This window comes from Cytobacillus firmus DS1, assembly GCF_000565285.1.
Classification (GTDB): domain Bacteria; phylum Bacillota; class Bacilli; order Bacillales; family Cytobacillaceae; genus Cytobacillus; species Cytobacillus firmus_A.
This window is the reverse complement of sequence record NZ_APVL01000005.1, coordinates 91,266-107,598: the sequence shown is the minus strand read 5'-3', so window position 1 is coordinate 107,598 and position 16,333 is coordinate 91,266. Positions and strand designations below refer to the sequence as shown.

13 protein-coding genes are annotated in these 16,333 nt (G+C 47.3%); 4 read left to right on the top strand and 9 right to left on the bottom strand.

Translation table 11 applies throughout. The features are described 5' to 3' along the window. Window positions 1-17: 17 nt before the first annotated feature. The 9 genes from prfB to PBF_RS08175 all read right to left on the bottom strand — a co-directional run bounded on the left by prfB (window position 18) and on the right by PBF_RS08175 (window position 12,200). Window positions 18-1,131 (bottom strand): peptide chain release factor 2 gene (gene prfB / locus PBF_RS08220; RefSeq protein WP_152539670.1). Its coding sequence is split into 2 segments (ribosomal slippage): window positions 18-1,058 and window positions 1,060-1,131, totalling 1,113 coding nucleotides; the frame shifts between segments, so codons are not numbered across the junction. Between the two features lie 279 nt (window positions 1,132-1,410). Further along, window positions 1,411-3,924, bottom strand: coding sequence for a preprotein translocase subunit SecA (gene secA, locus PBF_RS08215; protein WP_035329212.1), 2,514 nt, complete (start codon window positions 3,922-3,924; stop codon window positions 1,411-1,413). A 454-nt stretch (window positions 3,925-4,378) separates the two neighbouring features. Then, entirely contained in the window at window positions 4,379-5,434 is a 1,056-nt protein-coding gene (locus tag PBF_RS08205; protein ID WP_035329209.1) for a YecA family protein, read from the bottom strand. A gap of 220 nt (window positions 5,435-5,654) precedes the next feature. After that, window positions 5,655-6,494, bottom strand: a complete 840-nt coding sequence (locus tag PBF_RS08200; protein WP_035329208.1) for a DUF1028 domain-containing protein — start codon at window positions 6,492-6,494, stop codon at window positions 5,655-5,657. Between the two features lie 14 nt (window positions 6,495-6,508). Beyond that, window positions 6,509-7,039, bottom strand: a complete 531-nt coding sequence (locus PBF_RS08195; protein ID WP_035329206.1) for a chromate transporter — start codon at window positions 7,037-7,039, stop codon at window positions 6,509-6,511. After that, window positions 7,036-7,611, bottom strand: a complete 576-nt coding sequence (locus PBF_RS08190; RefSeq protein ID WP_035329204.1) for a chromate transporter — start codon at window positions 7,609-7,611, stop codon at window positions 7,036-7,038. Before PBF_RS08190 ends, PBF_RS08195 begins: the two co-directional genes overlap by 4 nt. A 184-nt stretch (window positions 7,612-7,795) precedes the next feature. After that, a complete protein-coding gene (locus tag PBF_RS08185) occupies window positions 7,796-9,406 on the bottom strand; it encodes a gamma-glutamyltransferase family protein (protein ID WP_035329203.1) in 1,611 nt (536 codons plus the stop codon). Window positions 9,407-9,556: 150 nt separating this feature from the next. Next, on the bottom strand, window positions 9,557-11,110 hold the full coding sequence (locus tag PBF_RS08180) for a glutathione ABC transporter substrate-binding protein (protein WP_035329202.1): 1,554 nt from the start codon (window positions 11,108-11,110) through the stop codon (window positions 9,557-9,559). Between the two features lie 16 nt (window positions 11,111-11,126). Further along, a complete protein-coding gene (locus tag PBF_RS08175; protein WP_035329201.1) occupies window positions 11,127-12,200 on the bottom strand; it encodes a M24 family metallopeptidase in 1,074 nt (357 codons plus the stop codon). Between the two features lie 256 nt (window positions 12,201-12,456). On the opposite strand from PBF_RS08175, the gene nikC reads away from it, so the two are divergent. Genes nikC through PBF_RS08155 form a run of 4 tightly spaced genes read left to right on the top strand, consistent with a single transcriptional unit; the run spans window position 12,457 to window position 16,329 of the window. Further along, window positions 12,457-13,356: a nickel transporter permease gene (nikC, locus tag PBF_RS08170; RefSeq protein WP_035329200.1), complete on the top strand. Its 900-nt coding sequence runs from the start codon at window positions 12,457-12,459 to the stop codon at window positions 13,354-13,356. 12 nt (window positions 13,357-13,368) lie between these two features. Beyond that, window positions 13,369-14,289: a nickel ABC transporter permease gene (gene nikB / locus PBF_RS08165; protein ID WP_035329199.1), complete on the top strand. Its 921-nt coding sequence runs from the start codon at window positions 13,369-13,371 to the stop codon at window positions 14,287-14,289. 29 nt (window positions 14,290-14,318) lie between these two features. Next, window positions 14,319-15,353, top strand: coding sequence for an ABC transporter ATP-binding protein (locus tag PBF_RS08160; RefSeq protein ID WP_035329198.1), 1,035 nt, complete (start codon window positions 14,319-14,321; stop codon window positions 15,351-15,353). After that, window positions 15,334-16,329 carry an ABC transporter ATP-binding protein gene (locus PBF_RS08155; protein WP_035329197.1) on the top strand — a complete coding sequence of 332 codons (996 nt, stop codon included), beginning with the start codon at window positions 15,334-15,336 and terminating at the stop codon, window positions 16,327-16,329. The genes PBF_RS08160 and PBF_RS08155 overlap by 20 nt, the downstream gene beginning before the upstream one ends. Window positions 16,330-16,333 lie beyond the last annotated feature (4 nt).

Genomic DNA, 16,333 nt, shown 5'->3' with positions numbered 1-16,333 from the left:
CATAGGCTTCTTTGCATTTAATCCTGAGGCAAAATCAATTTTGAACGCAGGTATGCGTTAATAAACATATCCAGATCTCCGTCCATAACTCCCTGGACATTACCTGACTCCGTGTTGGTGCGGTGGTCTTTTACCATGGAATATGGGTGGAAAACATAGGAGCGGATCTGGCTTCCCCAGCCGATGTCTTTTTGCTCACCGCGGATTTCAGCCAATTCTGCTTCCTGCTCCTCAATTTTCTTCTGGTAGAGCTTGGCTTGGAGCATCTTCATGGCACGTTCGCGGTTCTTGATCTGGGAACGCTCCGTCTGGCAGGTTACCACGACATTTGTCGGCAAGTGGGTGATACGGACAGCAGAGTCAGTTGTGTTGATATGCTGGCCGCCGGCGCCGCTTGCACGGTATGTGTCGATTTTGAGATCTTCTGTACGGATATCGATTTCAATTTCATCATTGAATTCCGGCATTACTTCACAGGATACGAATGAAGTATGACGCCGGCCTGATGAATCGAATGGTGAGATCCTTACAAGGCGATGCACACCTTTCTCTGCCTTCAAGTAGCCATAAGCATTATGTCCCTTGATGCTAAGCGTAACACTCTTGATCCCCGCTTCATCTCCCGGCAGGTAATCAAGGGTTTCCACCTTGAAGCCTTTCTTTTCAGCCCACCGTGTGTACATGCGAAGCAGCATACTGCCCCAGTCCTGTGACTCTGTTCCGCCTGCACCCGGATGCAGTTCAAGAATGGCATTGTTTTTATCATATTCTTCGCTTAAAAGAAGCTGAAGCTCGAAATCGTTCAGGCGCTTTACCAGGTCTTTGAGCTCTTCCTCAAGCTCGGCCTGCAGTTCTTCGTCGCTCTCTTCTTTTACGAGCTCATAAGTTAATTCCAGATTCTCAAACGCTTCGTATAAATCGTGGAATTCAACTACCTGGTCTTTCAGTGAGTTTGATTCGCTGATAACAACCTGTGCCGCCTGCTGGTCATCCCAGAATCCAGGCTGCAGCATGACATCATCAAGCTCAGCGATGCGTGCCTCTTTGTTTTCTAAGTCAAAGAGACCCCCTAAAGTCCGCTAAAATCTTAGCTGTTTTTTCAAGTTCATTGCGAATATCTGCTAATTCCATTTTGGTCACCTCAAAAATTATTATGTTATTTATCTGTAAAAGCAATCAGTTTAGATTTAGTCCGTTGATTTCCGCTGCGGGCTTTCCGCGGGGAGGAACGGGAGCCTCCTCGGCTTCGCCTGTGGGGTCTCCCGCTCCCTCTCCTCCCGCAGGAGTCAAGTGCCCTCCGCTCCAATCAACTCAGTATGTTAAACTTAGTTTCCTTCTTAAAAAGAATAGCTCTACTGAAACAGCTTTGTCAAAAAGGAGAAGCCGGCAAAGCTGTTGCCGGCTCTCTTTTTATTTCTCTGCTCCACAGCAGTTTTTATATTTCTTGCCGCTGCCGCAGATGCATTGGTCATTGCGTCCAACGTCCATCTGCTTGACGACAGGTTTTTTCTTAACCTTTTCACCGTCTTCTTTAGGGTTGACTGCCTGGCCTTTGGCCACTTCCTGGCGCTCGAGGTTGTTGCGGATTTCGGCTTTCATGATGTATTTGGCCACATCTTCTTCGATGGAAGCAATCATGTTTTCAAACATCGCAAAGCCTTCTCCCTGGTACTCGCGGAGCGGATCTGTCTGCCCATACGCACGCAGGTGGATTCCCTGGCGAAGCTGATCCATTGCGTCGATGTGATCCATCCACTTGGAGTCAACTGCACGAAGCACGATAACCTTTTCAAATTCACGCATCTGATCAGGGCTAAGCATTTCTTCTTTTTCATTATAGCGTTCTTTAACCTTGGCAAAAATGGTTTCGGCGATTTCATCCGTATCCTTGCCGCGGATGTCATTTACAGTAAGGTCGCCTTCGTTAAGAAGATTGCCATTCACATAGTCAATGATGCCCTGCAGGTTCCAGTTTTCCTCATCTTCATGTCCAGGAGCATATCCTTCTACATTGCGCTGGATGCTGGTCATGATCATTTTTTCAACAATCTCTCTCAAGTTCTCAGACTCCAGAACTTCGTTTCGCTGACCGTAAAGAATCTCACGCTGCTGACGAAGAACATCGTCGTAAGAAAGAAGCTGCTTACGGGCATCGAAGTTATTGCCCTCAACGCGTTTTTGCGCAGATTCAACGGCTCTTGAAACCATTTTACTCTGGATTGGCTGAGTGTCATCCATTCCAAGGCGCTCCATCATCGATTTCATGTTGTCAGAACCAAAACGGCGCATCAATTCATCTTCCATAGAAAGGTAGAATTGCGTGACACCCGGGTCGCCCTGACGCCCGGAACGTCCGCGGAGCTGGTTATCAATACGTCTGCTTTCATGACGCTCTGTACCAATAACGCAAAGACCGCCAATTTCCTTTACACCTTCACCGAGCTTGATATCCGTACCGCGTCCTGCCATGTTTGTGGCAATCGTCACAGCACCCTGTTTACCTGCGTCCGCAATGATTTCCGCTTCACGGCCGTGGTTCTTCGCATTCAGGACATTATGCGGAACACCTTTTTTGCTCAGGTATTTAGAGATGATTTCAGATGTTTCGATAGCTACTGTACCGACAAGCACAGGCTGTCCTTTTTTGTGGCGCTCGGCAATATCTTCCACGACCGCACGGAATTTCCCATCCATTGTGGCATAAATAAGATCGGCACGGTCATCACGGGCGATCGGACGGTTTGTCGGAATCACCACAACGTTCATATTATAGATATTGCGGAATTCCTCTTCTTCCGTTTTCGCCGTACCAGTCATACCGGCGAGCTTTTCGTACATACGGAAATAGTTCTGGAATGTAATAGTTGCAAGGGTCATGCTTTCGTTCTGGATTTCAAGGCCTTCCTTCGCTTCGATAGCCTGGTGAAGCCCATCGCTGTATCGGCGGCCCTTCATCAGACGGCCGGTAAATTGGTCAACGATGACGATTTCATCGTCCTGAACGACATAATCGACATCCAGATGCATGCTGGAATGTGCCTTTAATGCCTGTGTAATATGGTGGTTAAGTGCAACATGCGAAATGTCGAAAAGGTTATCGATTCCAAAAGCCTTCTCTGCTTTCGTCATCCCTTCTTCTGTCAGCTGCACGCCTTTTGTTTTTTCATCATACGTAAAATCTTCGTCTTTTTTCAGGCGGCTGACAAACGCATTGGCCTGAATATAAAGCTGTGTAGACTTTTGGGCTGAGCCGGAAATGATCAGCGGTGTACGCGCTTCGTCGATAAGGATGGAGTCAACCTCATCGATTACAGCATAGTGAAGAGGACGCTGGACCTTTTGCTCTTTATAAAGAACCATGTTATCGCGAAGGTAATCAAACCCAAGCTCATTGTTTGTGCTGTATGTGATATCAGCCGCATAGGCAGCCTGCTTTTCTTCTTTTGAAAGTCCGTTTAAGTTAAGGCCAACAGTCATTCCAAGGAATTCATAAAGCTGACCCATTTCGGTGGCGTCACGGCTAGCAAGGTATTCGTTGACCGTTACAACGTGCACACCTTTTCCTGTTAAGGCATTAAGGTAAACCGGCATGGTTGCAGTCAGGGTTTTACCTTCACCCGTTTTCATCTCGGAAATGTTGCCGTCATGAAGGGAAATCCCCCCCATTAACTGAACCGGATACGGATATAAGCCAAGAACGCGCTTCGCTGCTTCACGGACAACCGCAAAGGCTTCAGTCAGCAGATCATCAACGGTTTCGCCCTTTTGGTAGCGGGCTTTGAATTCTTCCGTTTTCTCGCGCAGCTGCCCGTCCGATAATTTTTCCATATCAGATGCAAGCGCATCGATTTCTTCTGCCATTTTGGTGAGGCGTTTTATTTCGCGTTTATTTTGATCAAACACTTTATTTAAAATCCCAAGCATTAAAAACGCTCCTTTATGTTGGATATGACAGCTCTATATTCAGGGCTGGACATATCTGATTTCATAGTTAATATCATTGCACAGGTAGTAATAGATTCGCTGTTTCCCGGCTGAATCCTCCCATGAAAATTCACATTATTTCTTATTAATATTACCACTTTGGGAGGGGGGTGACAACTTATGCCGCATGCGGGCTTAATGGAGATCTTTAGTTTGCTGATAGGGACGTTGATTTCCGTTCGGAGGCTGGAGGGCTTAATATCGGGGTTTTGTGTCAGAAGCTGGACTGAGTTCGGACTCAGGATGGCCTATTATCTCGGTTTGTGTCCGAAGGTGGCTTGGGTTCAAACTCAGGATGTTATTTTCCAGGGATTTGTTTCCGAAGCTGGCTCCGGTTAGATTGTGACCAACATTCCCCCATAAATAAAAACAGAGAGCAGCAACGCTCTCCATTTTACGAATTCGACGATTCAATCAATTCAACAATAGTTTTCTCGACTGCGTCATAAATCTCGCCATAATAAGTGGAAACCCGGTTGGCATTGATGCCGTATAACTCTCCGAATTCTTTCTGAGTGAGATTTTCCTTTACAGGCGCTATAGTGCTTACAAGGTATCTCAGGCCTGCAACATAGTTATCAGGCTTTTTAACCTGTTTGCCGGTTTTCCCGAGGTACTCCATCCAAAGTGAAATTCCCATGCCGATCAGCCATGGTTCCTCACCTGCTTTGATCATATCATCCCGGAACATGTCGGCAACCTGCTCTGCACCCTTGGTTGGCCAGTCGAAATTGTCCATATTTGGACCTGCTAATGATTTTGGCGTGTCATTCATAAGATCAATGAGGAATTCAGCCATGTATTCTTCAGGATTCTCATATCCGGATTCTTCGAAGGAATATTGGATGTAATCCGCAAACTGTGCAGCATTATCTCCCGGCAAGTCAAATATAGCAGGGAACGCAACATACTCTTCTCCATAAGGAAGCAGCATGGCAAAGGCAAAGTTTCCTTCATTAACGTCCATATCACCAAATAGGGAGACATTATAAACCTTCCCGGTCAGACAATCCTCGATAACTGCTTTGTCTTCAGTCACTTCAATTAACTTACCAGCAGCAGCTTTGCTGTCCTCCCACGACTTCAAAATGCTTTTTAAGCGAGGGCGCGTGACGGCTGGCAGCTTAGAATGAATGAACTCATCCATTACGGACTCCACATCATCCAGCGTTCCAAAAAGAACGTACCAGAAAGAGTGCACAAATTCATAGAACTCTTTTTCCTGCGGTTCAATGTCTTCAAGTATTTCCAGAAGATCCTTGAAATCCTCTTTCATGTCCTCCTCAAAATGAGTAAGCGCAAAGACCCTTGCTTCCTTTTGAAGCTCAAGAACTTCGTGATTCAATACATCCTTAATCGAAACAGCATCCCTGCTGCCGCAGCATTTTTTATATTTTTTTCCGCTCCCGCATGGGCACGGTTCATTTCTGCTTACTTTTACTGTTGACATCTTTTAAATCTCTCCTACCAAATTCGTTTAACTCTACTATCCTAACATTTATCAGCCGTTTAGGCATTAATCAAGAGGATTTTAACATTTGGCAGGTTAAGGAAGTTTAAATAACTTGCCATTATGAGTAGGATTAGCGATTCGGACATTCACCTTCAAACACGATGGCCAATAGTAGAAAACAAAAAAACGAAGAGCATCACTCTCCGCTTTTCCCTCTTCATAGCTTTTTCATATACGCTAAAACATCCAAATCAATCTTCCCCGCTTCCTGCTCGCGGGCTTCGAAATTTTCGGTATGGATAAAGGCCGTTAATGCTTTCAATAGCTGTTCATCACCCTGACCAGCCTTTAAATAATCGAGCCGAGTTAATTCCCGGACAAGCTCCTCTTTGATCTCACCTTCAATGGCCGCAACCCGTTCAGCCTTTGACGGCGCAAAGTACAGCTGCTGCAGGTGATAAATCCGAATCAGCTCGGTAATCGGCTCGGGATGGTCGTCGACCCTTAAATCGATGTAGCGGTCGTTAAATCCTCCGTATCCCCCGGCTTCTTTCACTACAAGAAGAGCTGCAGATTGCTGGCCGCGGCTGTCACCGCCGGCTGCCTGGCCTGCATTCAGGGCGGCGAGCAGGCGCTCAGCCAGAGTGCCGTCTGTTGAGATAAACGTCTGGCCCATTGCCTCAACCGTTTTTTCATCCACCAGGATATTGCCCTGCGCGGCAAAGTGAGGCCCGGTCATGCCTCCAGCCCAATCATAGCAGCCTTCCCCTGTGAACGTTGCCGGGTTTCCCATGCTATCCAGCAGTCCGACCTGGCGGAGCTCTTTTTCGGGATCATCTTTAGTAATGATTTCCAGTGCTTCCTCAGCCGTTTTCCCTTCTTCCATCAATTGCAGCGCACGCGGTCCATATGAAGTATTGGCGTAGGACTGAGTCGCAACGGCTCCAATACCTGCTTTTGCAAAAGGCACTACTGCACCAACTCCGAGAAATTTCGATTGAACCGCAATTCCCCATTCTTTTTCCTTCGGATCGTATCCAACGATGGAAAATGTCATACAAATTCCTCCCCCTATCCTAAAATAAGTCCTCCGTATACGAGCGCTCCGGCGATAACATAAGCCGGATGAACCTTAAGCCTTTCCATTAAAAAGAAGCTAACCAGCCCGATGAAAAGTGTCTGCCATATTCCCGCACCTTCATATGCAGAGAAAAAGAAGTCATATGTCATAATGCCAAGCAAAACCGCGATCACCGGCCGGATATAAGTAGTCATGCGCTTGACGCGCGGTGATTCCTTATACTTCATAAGAAGTCCGAGCAGCGCAATCATCAGAATCAGCGATGGAGCTACAGTTGCAAATACCCCTACGATGGCTCCGAGGATTCCTCCCTGTTCATATCCGATATAACCGGCCATTTTTGTGGCAATCGGTCCCGGCAGTGCATTTCCCATCGCCAGCATTTCACTGAATTCATTTGTTGTGAGCCAGCCATAATTGTCGACCACTTCATTCTCAACCAGCGGAATGGATGCCGGTCCCCCGCCGTATCCTAGAATCCCCGGAATGAAGAATGCCAAGAAGATCTGAACGTAAATCATGCGAGATTCCTCTCCTTTTTTGCTTCATTTTTATCAGCTTTATCTTTTTTCAGGAGAGCGGCTGTCAGCAAAACAAAAATGATAATGGCAGGATGAATATTAATGAATTCAAGAAGAACTAAGCTTACGGCCACAAAAAGGAGAGTCCAGCCCCAGCCCAGAGATGATTTCGATGACTTTTTAACAAAGTCCCAAGTGAGTGTTGCCAGCATTACAGCCACAACTGGAACGACTGCCTTTGTCATGCCTGCTACCCATGGCTGATCTTTAAATGTATTTAATGCGGTAAGAAGAATAATCATAAGGACAATTGTTGGTACCATCGTTGCTGCAAGTGCAGTGACCATTCCAAGAACGCCGCCAACACGATAGCCGATATAGCCGGCCATTTTTGTCGCAATCGGGCCTGGAAGTGCGTTGCCCAGAGCCAGCACATCGCCGAATTCATCCGTATCCATCCATTTATATTTATCAACAACCTCTTTATGGACAAGCGGAATCGACGACGGCCCGCCGCCATAGCCGAGAATGCCTACTCTAAAAAAAGCCATAAAGATGTCAAGCTGCTTCATGATGCCTCCACCTCTTTTCGTTGTTTTCGGTACCAGGTACCTATACCACCACTAGACCAGTTGGGTAACACTGCCTCCGTGTCCGGAAAAAGCAGGTGGAGGAGCGGCTTTTGTCCGGTCCGCTCCCCTTTACCTTTTATATGGTTATTTTACTCTTATATGCGTGCTGCTTCCTCACTTTTTATTACCAGGCGGCGATTGATCCGTCCGTTCGAGCTTCTGTTCCGCCCATAAGCACGCCTGTTTTCGGGTCACGCCAGATAATCTGGCCGCGGCCGAATCCGCCGGTATCAACGGTTACCTCGATTTGATGTCCTTTGCGTACCAAAGCCTGGGCAATATGATTAGGGAAGTGCGGCTCCACCTGGACCTTTTTTCCTTCAATCCACTGCCATCTTGGCGCATCAAGGGCAGCCTGCGGGTTCAAGTAGAAATCCACTGTATTCATGACCACCTGCATATGCCCCTGCGGCTGCATATAGCCGCCCATTACACCGAACGGTCCAACCGCTTCTCCATCTTTTGTCAGGAATCCTGGAATAATGGTGTGATATGTTTTCTTGCCCGGCTTCAGTGCATTATGGTGCTCCGGATCAAGAGAGAAGTCGTGTCCGCGATTCTGAAGGGCAATGCCTGTTCCCGGAACGACAAGCCCTGAGCCGAATCCCATATAATTGCTTTGGATGAAGGAAACCATGTTCCCTTCGCTGTCGGCTGCTGCGAGATAAACAGTCCCCCCGCGCGGCGGCTGATATGGCTCAGGTGTTACGGCTTCCTCGCCAATCTCATTGCGGCGTGATTCACCGTACTCCTCTGAAAGCAGTTCTTCAACAGTCACTTTCATTTCAGCCGGATCTGTAATAAATGCCTTGCCGTCTGTAAAAGCTAACTTCATCGCTTCAATTTGTTTGTGATAGGTATCCACCGTATCTTTATCACCGAATTCAAAGCCTTTGGCAATGTTTAACCCTAAGAGAGCTACAAGCCCCTGGCCGTTCGGCGGGATTTCCCACACATCATAGCCGCGGTAGCTGACCTTAATGGGATCAACCCATTCCGCTTTATAATCTTCAAGGTCTTCCTTTGATAAAAAAGCATTATATTTCTTTGAAAAAGCATCAATTTTATCAGCGATCTCCCCGCGGTAGAAGCTCTCGCCGTCTGTTTCGCCAATGGCTCTTAAAGTGGCAGCATGTCCTTCAGAACGCCAGATCTCGCCAACTTCGGGGGCTCTGCCATCCGGAGCAAAGGTTTCAAACCAATGCTGGAATTCATCGTCCGTGAGAATCTGTTTGAACTTTTTATACGCATACTGCCAATACTTGCCGAGGATCGGTGTTAACGGATAGCCTTTTTCCGCATAATCGATGGCGGGCTGGAGGACTTCTTTTAACGGAAGCCTGCCGAATCGCTTGGAAAGCTCAGCCCACGCAGATGGAGCACCAGGCACCGTAACCGGCATCCAGCCGTGCGTCGGCATTTTTTCGAAGCCTCTTTCCTTTAAAGCTTCGATGGAAATCGATTTCGGGGCGGGACCGCTTGCATTCAGTCCATGCAGTTCCCCTTTCGTCCAGACGAGTGCAAATGCGTCGCCGCCGATTCCGTTGGAAGTCGGTTCAACGACAGTAAGAGCGGCTGCTGTGGCAATTGCTGCATCTATGGCATTTCCGCCTTTTTTCATGATATCTAATCCAGCCTGTGCCGCCAGCGGCTGAGACGTTGCGACCATGCCGTTGTTTGCCATGACAGTCGTTCGCTGGGATGGATACGGGTGGTTTTGGAAATCAAAATTCATGGAGTTCACCTCTGGAATTATTGGTTAGTTTCGATTATAGCAAATTATTAATCTATTAACGTTTTAATTTGATAAAAAATTTCGGATTTAGAAATATCTGCGATGAAAGGAGCCGCACCCATATGGCTACAGCTCCTTTCTGTGATTGTTTTATTCAACCGTAACCTTTTCAAGCATGTACAATCCTGATGGATGCATCCAGAAGCCTTTAACATTGCTGCCGATGACGGCAAGGTCTTCATCATTGCGAAGGAAGACGATTGGTGCTTCTTCCATCTCAATTTTTTGGGCTTCCGCATAGATTTCAAGACGTTTCTGCTCATCTGTTTCCTGGCGTCCCTGGTCAATCAGCTCATCCACTTTCGGGTTGCTGTAGAAAGAACGGTTACCAGGGTTTCCTCGTGCATCACTGTGGAACAGGAAGTACTGGTTATAATCCGCATCCCCGGTCATGTTGGACCACCCAAGGATAAACATATCGTGGTCGCCTTTTGCTGTACCTTCAAGGTATGCGCCCCACTCCACTACTTTTGTTTCCACTTCAATGCCAATGCCCTTTAATTGGGACTGAACAACTTCTGCCACGTCCATACGGGCTTTATTATCATTAGTCCAGATCGTTGTTTTGAAGCCGTCCGGGTAACCGGCTTCCGCTAATAGCTGCTTCGCTTTTTCAAGGTCATATTTGTAGCCTTCAAGATCCGGGTTATGACCCCAGATGGCAGGTCCCATCGGAGCTGTAGCAACTGTACCAACATTGTTATAAACACCTTTTACAATGGCTTCTGTATCAATTGCATAGCTGATAGCCTGGCGCACTTTTACATTATTGAATGGTTCCTTTTCAACGTTAAAGCCGATGTAGTCCACACCTAGCGCTTCACTGCGTACAAGCTCCATGCTGCCGCTGTTTTCAATGCGCTCTACTTCTGTGACAGGCACAGGCTCTGCGATATGCGCTTCCCCTGTTTCAACCATGGCAATACGGGTAGAATCTTCAGGAACTACTTTATATGTGACAGTTTCCATTGAAGGCTTGTCACCCCAGTAATCTTCGAATGCAGTCAATTTGATTTCCTGTCCAGGCTTCCACTCGCCAAGCTTGTAAGGGCCTGTACCAACCGGGTTTTGACCGAGATTGTCTCCTGACTCAATGGCAGTCGGGCTTAGGATGCCGGATGCATAGTGGGCAAGGTTCGCCAAAAGTGGAGCATATGGATATTCTGTAATCAATTGAACGGTATGATCATCGACTACTTTTACCTCTTTAATCATTTCAAAAAGATTCGAACGCGGTGAAGCTGTTTCTTCTGCCAGTACCCGTTCAATTGTTTTCTGAACAGCTTCTGCTGTAAAATCAGTGCCGTCATGGAATTTTACTCCTTCACGAAGCTTGAATTCCCATGTCAGGTCGTCAAGCTGCTTCCATTCAGTAGCAAGAGCAGGCTGGATTTCCATATTTTCATCCTGCTGTACAAGACCTTCGTAAATTTTACCGTGATACACATTCGCAGATGGAATATCTGTGCCAAGATGCGGATCCAATTTGGTTGCATCTGACAGGACAGCAATAACCAGGTCTTTATTTGATGCATTGGAATCACCGCTGGCAGATTCAAGGCTTCCCGGATCACTGCCGCCGGAACAACCTGCTAATAATAAAATTAAAGCTATTAATCCCAGCCAAAAACTTCTTTTTTTCATCCTCTTTACCCCCTGTTTAATAGGATATCACTTGCAAATCCTTTGTTGATTTAGTGAAATTCACATGGCCATCGTTTGTAATGACAACGAGGTCTTCTATTCTGACTCCGCCAAACCCGGGAATATAAATCCCCGGCTCAACAGTGATGACCATCCCTTCCTGAAGAACAGTCTCATCTGTCGCTCTCATCGCAGGCTGTTCATGGATGGCCAGTCCCAGCGAATGTCCCAGACTGTGCCCAAAATTGTCGCCATAGCCTGCTTCACGGATAATGCCGCGGCCCACTTCATCAAGTTCTCTGCACGTTTTTCCAGGTCCGATTGCCTTCAGGGATTCCTCCTGCGCCCGGCGGACGATATTATAGATCTCCACCTGCTTTTCAGACGGCTCTCCCACGACAACTGTCCTTGTAAAATCGGAGAAATAACCGTTTACGATCGCACCATAGTCCATTTTGACAAAATCCCCGACCTCAATTACCCGGTCAGTAGCCTGTCCATGCGGAAGACAGGAACGCGGCCCTGAAGCAATCACATGATTGGGCTTAATGCGTTCGGCCCCCTGCCTTTTCATGAAAATCTCAAGTTCCAGCCCGATATCCTTTTCGGTTATACCTGGACGGATGAAATCCAAGATGTGTGTGAAAGCCTGATCGCAAATCTCGATTCCTTTTCGCATGTTTTCGATTTCTTCCTCATCTTTAATCATGCGGATTTCATTTGTTGCAGACGCAACATCCACCAGCTCAGCTTCCGGAAGCCTTGCCTGGATTTCCAGATACACAGATGCCGGAACATCTCCAAGCTCCAAGGCGAGTGTTTCTTTCTTATTAGAAGAAAAAGATTCACAAACCATTTCAATCAGGTTTTGCTGATGCTGGATTACCTCAAAATCGGGTGCCTGATCCTTAGCCTGGTCCACATAGCGGAAATCTGTAAAGAGCTTCTGTGAGTCCTCTTCTATTAAAAGAGCGCCCGCGGATCCTTTATAACCGGAAAAATAGTATCTGTTTTCAGGTGAGTAAATAAAAACCCCTTTCCACCCATTTTCCGACATTTTCTTTCTAAGCTTCTCAACTCTTTGTTTCATCCCTTCACCCCCTAATAATATGTAAAAAACATGTAAATCTCTGCTGTTACTGTGTGAATTTTCAACCGGGACGGGCATTTGCTCTGCATCCCAATTGAAAAGGTTGTGTTCATTATAGGAAAAATTTTTCGCCAATGTTTTTGTTATTTTGTCATGTTTTTACGAATTTTTTACTTTATCTTAAAATTCAGACAAAATAGTTAATAATTTTGATAAATTAGTTCTCAACCAATAAGACACATGGGGGGACTAAATCATGAGCACAATTGCAAATCCTCAGGAATCAGCGAAAGCTCCTGTGCCTGTTTCCAAAAGGAAGGCCAAAGGAGCCGATCTGGCAAAAGCTCTTATCAGAAATAAAATGTCGCTGGTGGGCGGAAGCATTGTTTTTATCTACATTATTCTCGCTGTCCTTGCGCCGCTTATCTCGCCTTATGATCCATACGAAATTGATCTTGTGAACAAACTGCAGCCTCCATCAGCTGACCATATTATGGGAACTGATGATAAAGGCCGGGATATTTTCAGCCGTATTTTATATGGCTCACAGCTTTCCCTTGCAGTTGGCTTTGTATCAGTCTTCATCGGAGCATTATTTGGAATTGTTCTGGGGATTATCTCCGGCTACTACGGAGGCTGGGTGGATACGATTATCATGCGTTTCATTGACGTGCTGCTTGCATTCCCTGGATTGCTGCTTGCATTAGCCATTGTCAGTGCACTGGGACCAAGCCTCATTAACGTTATGATCGCTGTCGGTGTTTTTTCGATCCCTACTTTTGCCCGTATTGTCCGCGGCTCGACTTTAAGTGTTAAGAAAATGGAATATGTCGATGCAATCCGTGTTTTAGGGGCAAGCGACCTGAAAATTATTTTTGTTCATATCCTGCCTAATATTATGAGTCCGATCATCGTACAGGGAACATTGCGATTGGCGACATCGATTCTATCAGTAGCAGGCCTTTCCTTCCTTGGAATGGGGGCACAGCCGCCAACACCTGAATGGGGTGCGATGCTGAGCGATGGCCGTGATTTCCTGTTCACTGCGCCGCATATCGCGTTATTCCCGGGCATTGCCATTGCCCTGATCGTTCTGGGCTTTAACTTATTCGGAGACGGACTCCGTGATGCACTGGATCCGCGAATGAAAAACTAAGGAGGTTCTCACATGTTTATCTTTCTGATGCGCAGGCTTGTTCAAATGATCCCGGTTCTGCTGGGCGTTACCCTTATGGTTTTTCTCATCATGCAAATGGTTCCCGGCGATCCCGCCGTTCTGGTGGCAGGTGAAGGAGCAACCGATGAGCAGGTGGAAGCAATCCGCCATGACCTCGGATTAGATCAGCCTCTTGCCGTTCAATATCTGAGTTATGTTGGGGATGTTGTAAAAGGAGATTTCGGCGAATCCATACGGACAAGCCGTCCTGTTCTGGACGAAATCCTCGTCCGTTTGCCAATCACACTTGAATTGGCCTTCTGGAGCATTGTGATTACGATTGTTTTGGGTGTACTGTTCGGAATCATTGCAGCAACGAAGCAAAACAGCTTTACAGATGTTGGATTAATGATGGTTGCCCTTCTTGGCGTATCCCTGCCGAACTTCTGGCTCGGCCTGATGCTGATCATCTATTTTTCGGTCGGACTTCAATGGTTTCCGGTTGCCGGCTGGGGAACCTTCAGCCATGTCATCCTTCCGGCCATTACACTCGGGACAGGCGGCGCAGCCATTGTGGCCAGGATGACACGTGCGAGCATGCTGGAAGTCATCCGTCAGGACTATATCCGCACTGCCAAGGCAAAGGGTGTACGTCAGCGTCTGATTATTTATAAGCACGCCTTAAAAAATGCCCTGATCCCGGTTATTACGGTAGTCGGCTTGCAGTTTGGCGCCCTTCTCGGCGGAACAGTTTTAACAGAATCTGTCTTTGCGATTAATGGAGTCGGACGCTTGATTATTGATGCCATCCGGATGCGTGACCTGCCGCTTGTGCAGGGATCGATTTTATTCGTATCGGTATTGTTTGTCATCGTCAACCTGCTTGTTGACCTGTCCTACCGATTCCTGAATAAACGTGTTGAACTGAACTAAAACCATTCCCGATTGAGAGGAGCAGAATGATGGGAACTGAACATAAAGAAACAATACTGGAAGTGAAAAACTTAAAAACTCATTTCTTCTCCGGCAAAAAAGTCATAAAAGCAGTCGACGGCGTAGACTTTGATGTAAAAAGAGGAGAAACGCTCGGCATTGTTGGAGAATCCGGGAGCGGCAAGAGCATCACCTCTCTCTCCATCATGCGGCTGATTGCGGAGCCTCCGGGAAAGATCGTGGACGGTGAAATCAATTTCAAAGGGAAAAACCTGCTATCTGAAACAGAGGAAGGCATGCGGCAAATGCGCGGAAATAAGATTTCGATGATCTTCCAGGAACCGATGACTTCACTCAATCCTGTGTATTCTGTCGGTGAACAGATTGCGGAGGCTTTCCGGATTCATCAAAAGCTGCCGAAAAAAGAAGCCTGGCAGAAAGCCGTTGAAATGCTGCGTTTAGTCGGTATTCCTTCCCCTGAAAAAAGAGCCAAACAGGAGCCCCATGAATTAAGCGGCGGCATGCGCCAGCGTGTCATGATTGCAATGGCATTGGCGTGCAAGCCGGAGCTGCTGATTGCCGATGAGCCGACTACGGCTCTTGATGTAACGATTCAGGCGCAGATATTAGATCTTTTAAAGAATCTGCAGGAACAGCTTGGAACGGCTGTCATCATGATCACGCATGATATGGGTGTAGTTTCAGAAACCTGTGACCGTGTCGCCGTCATGTATTGCGGAAAAATTGTCGAGCATACGGATGTAGATTCCCTTTTTGAAAATCCAAAGCACCCATACACACAGGGCTTGCTGAGGAGCATCCCGGCAGTGGACAGGGACGTGGAGGAACTGGAGGCTATCCCTGGCACGGTTCCAAGCCCGGACAACCTGCCTAAAGGATGCAGCTTTGCACCAAGATGCACGTTTGCCACTGATTTGTGCAGAACGGAAGAGCCGGATTTATTGATTGATAACGATGATAAAGTCCGCTGCTGGATGTACTCGGAAAGATGGAACGGACCGGCAGCAAAGGAGGTTGCAGCAGATGTCAGCCACGCTAACTAAAGAAAAGGAAATCCTTCAAGTAAAGGACTTGCAGCAGTACTTCCCGATTAAAGGCGGCGTTTTCGGCCGCACCGTCAATCATGTAAAAGCGGTTGATGGCGTGAACTTTACGATTTATGAAGGGGAGACCGTCAGCATTGTCGGTGAATCCGGATGCGGAAAGTCGACGACAGGACGCGCGATTTTGCGCCTGGATGAGCCGACCGGCGGTGAGGTGATCTTTCAGGGAACGAATTTGCTGTCTAAGTCAAAAAGGGAGATGCGTTCGATCCGCAAAGACTTGCAGGTCATTTTCCAGGATCCTTTCGCATCTCTCAACCCAAGAAGATCGATTGGCCAGACGCTTGAGGAAGCAATGGGGATCCTGAATGTTGTTCCGAAAGCGAATCGGAGGAGCCGGGCAATTGAACTTTTAGAACAGGTTGGTTTAAAGGAAGAGCATATTGACCGCTATCCGCACGAATTCAGCGGCGGTCAGCGCCAGAGGATCGGGATTGCCCGCGCACTGGCGGTGGAGCCGAAGCTGATCATCTGTGACGAGGCTGTATCTGCACTTGATGTTTCCGTTCAGGCACAGGTACTGAATCTATTAAAAAAGCTGCAGAAGGAATATGGCTTAACTTATCTATTTATCTCTCATGACCTTGGGGTTGTGCGCCATATCTCTGACCGGATCATCGTTATGTACCTGGGAAAAGTAGTTGAAATTGCTGAGAAAAAGAGCTTATTCGACAACCCGCGCCATCCTTATACACAGGCGCTGCTGTCAGCCATTCCGGAGCCAAACCGGAAAAAGAAAAAGGAACGGATCATCCTGAAGGGCGATGTCCCGTCCCCTATTGATCCCCCTTCCGGCTGCCGGTTCCATACAAGGTGCCCGCTTGCTACCGACTTGTGCAGACAGTCCGACCCGGAGCTTAAGAGTCTGGGAGAAGGACATCAGGCCGCCTGCCATTATGCGGAGGCAATTTCTTAAATTG

Excerpts from the sequence above, each read along its gene's own strand:
- secA (WP_035329212.1), bottom strand. The coding sequence starts at position 3,924 with ATGCTTGGGATTTTAAATAAAGTGTTTGATCAAAATAAACGCGAAATA.
- PBF_RS08205 (WP_035329209.1), bottom strand. The coding sequence starts at position 5,434 with ATGTCAACAGTAAAAGTAAGCAGAAATGAACCGTGCCCATGCGGGAGC.
- PBF_RS08200 (WP_035329208.1), bottom strand. The coding sequence starts at position 6,494 with ATGACATTTTCCATCGTTGGATACGATCCGAAGGAAAAAGAATGGGGA.
- PBF_RS08195 (WP_035329206.1), bottom strand. The coding sequence starts at position 7,039 with ATGATTTACGTTCAGATCTTCTTGGCATTCTTCATTCCGGGGATTCTA.
- PBF_RS08190 (WP_035329204.1), bottom strand. The coding sequence starts at position 7,611 with ATGAAGCAGCTTGACATCTTTATGGCTTTTTTTAGAGTAGGCATTCTC.
- PBF_RS08185 (WP_035329203.1), bottom strand. The coding sequence starts at position 9,406 with ATGAATTTTGATTTCCAAAACCACCCGTATCCATCCCAGCGAACGACT.
- PBF_RS08180 (WP_035329202.1), bottom strand. The coding sequence starts at position 11,110 with ATGAAAAAAAGAAGTTTTTGGCTGGGATTAATAGCTTTAATTTTATTA.
- PBF_RS08175 (WP_035329201.1), bottom strand. The coding sequence starts at position 12,200 with ATGAAACAAAGAGTTGAGAAGCTTAGAAAGAAAATGTCGGAAAATGGG.
- nikC (WP_035329200.1), top strand. The coding sequence starts at position 12,457 with ATGAGCACAATTGCAAATCCTCAGGAATCAGCGAAAGCTCCTGTGCCT.
- nikB (WP_035329199.1), top strand. The coding sequence starts at position 13,369 with ATGTTTATCTTTCTGATGCGCAGGCTTGTTCAAATGATCCCGGTTCTG.
- PBF_RS08160 (WP_035329198.1), top strand. The coding sequence starts at position 14,319 with ATGGGAACTGAACATAAAGAAACAATACTGGAAGTGAAAAACTTAAAA.
- PBF_RS08155 (WP_035329197.1), top strand. The coding sequence starts at position 15,334 with ATGTCAGCCACGCTAACTAAAGAAAAGGAAATCCTTCAAGTAAAGGAC.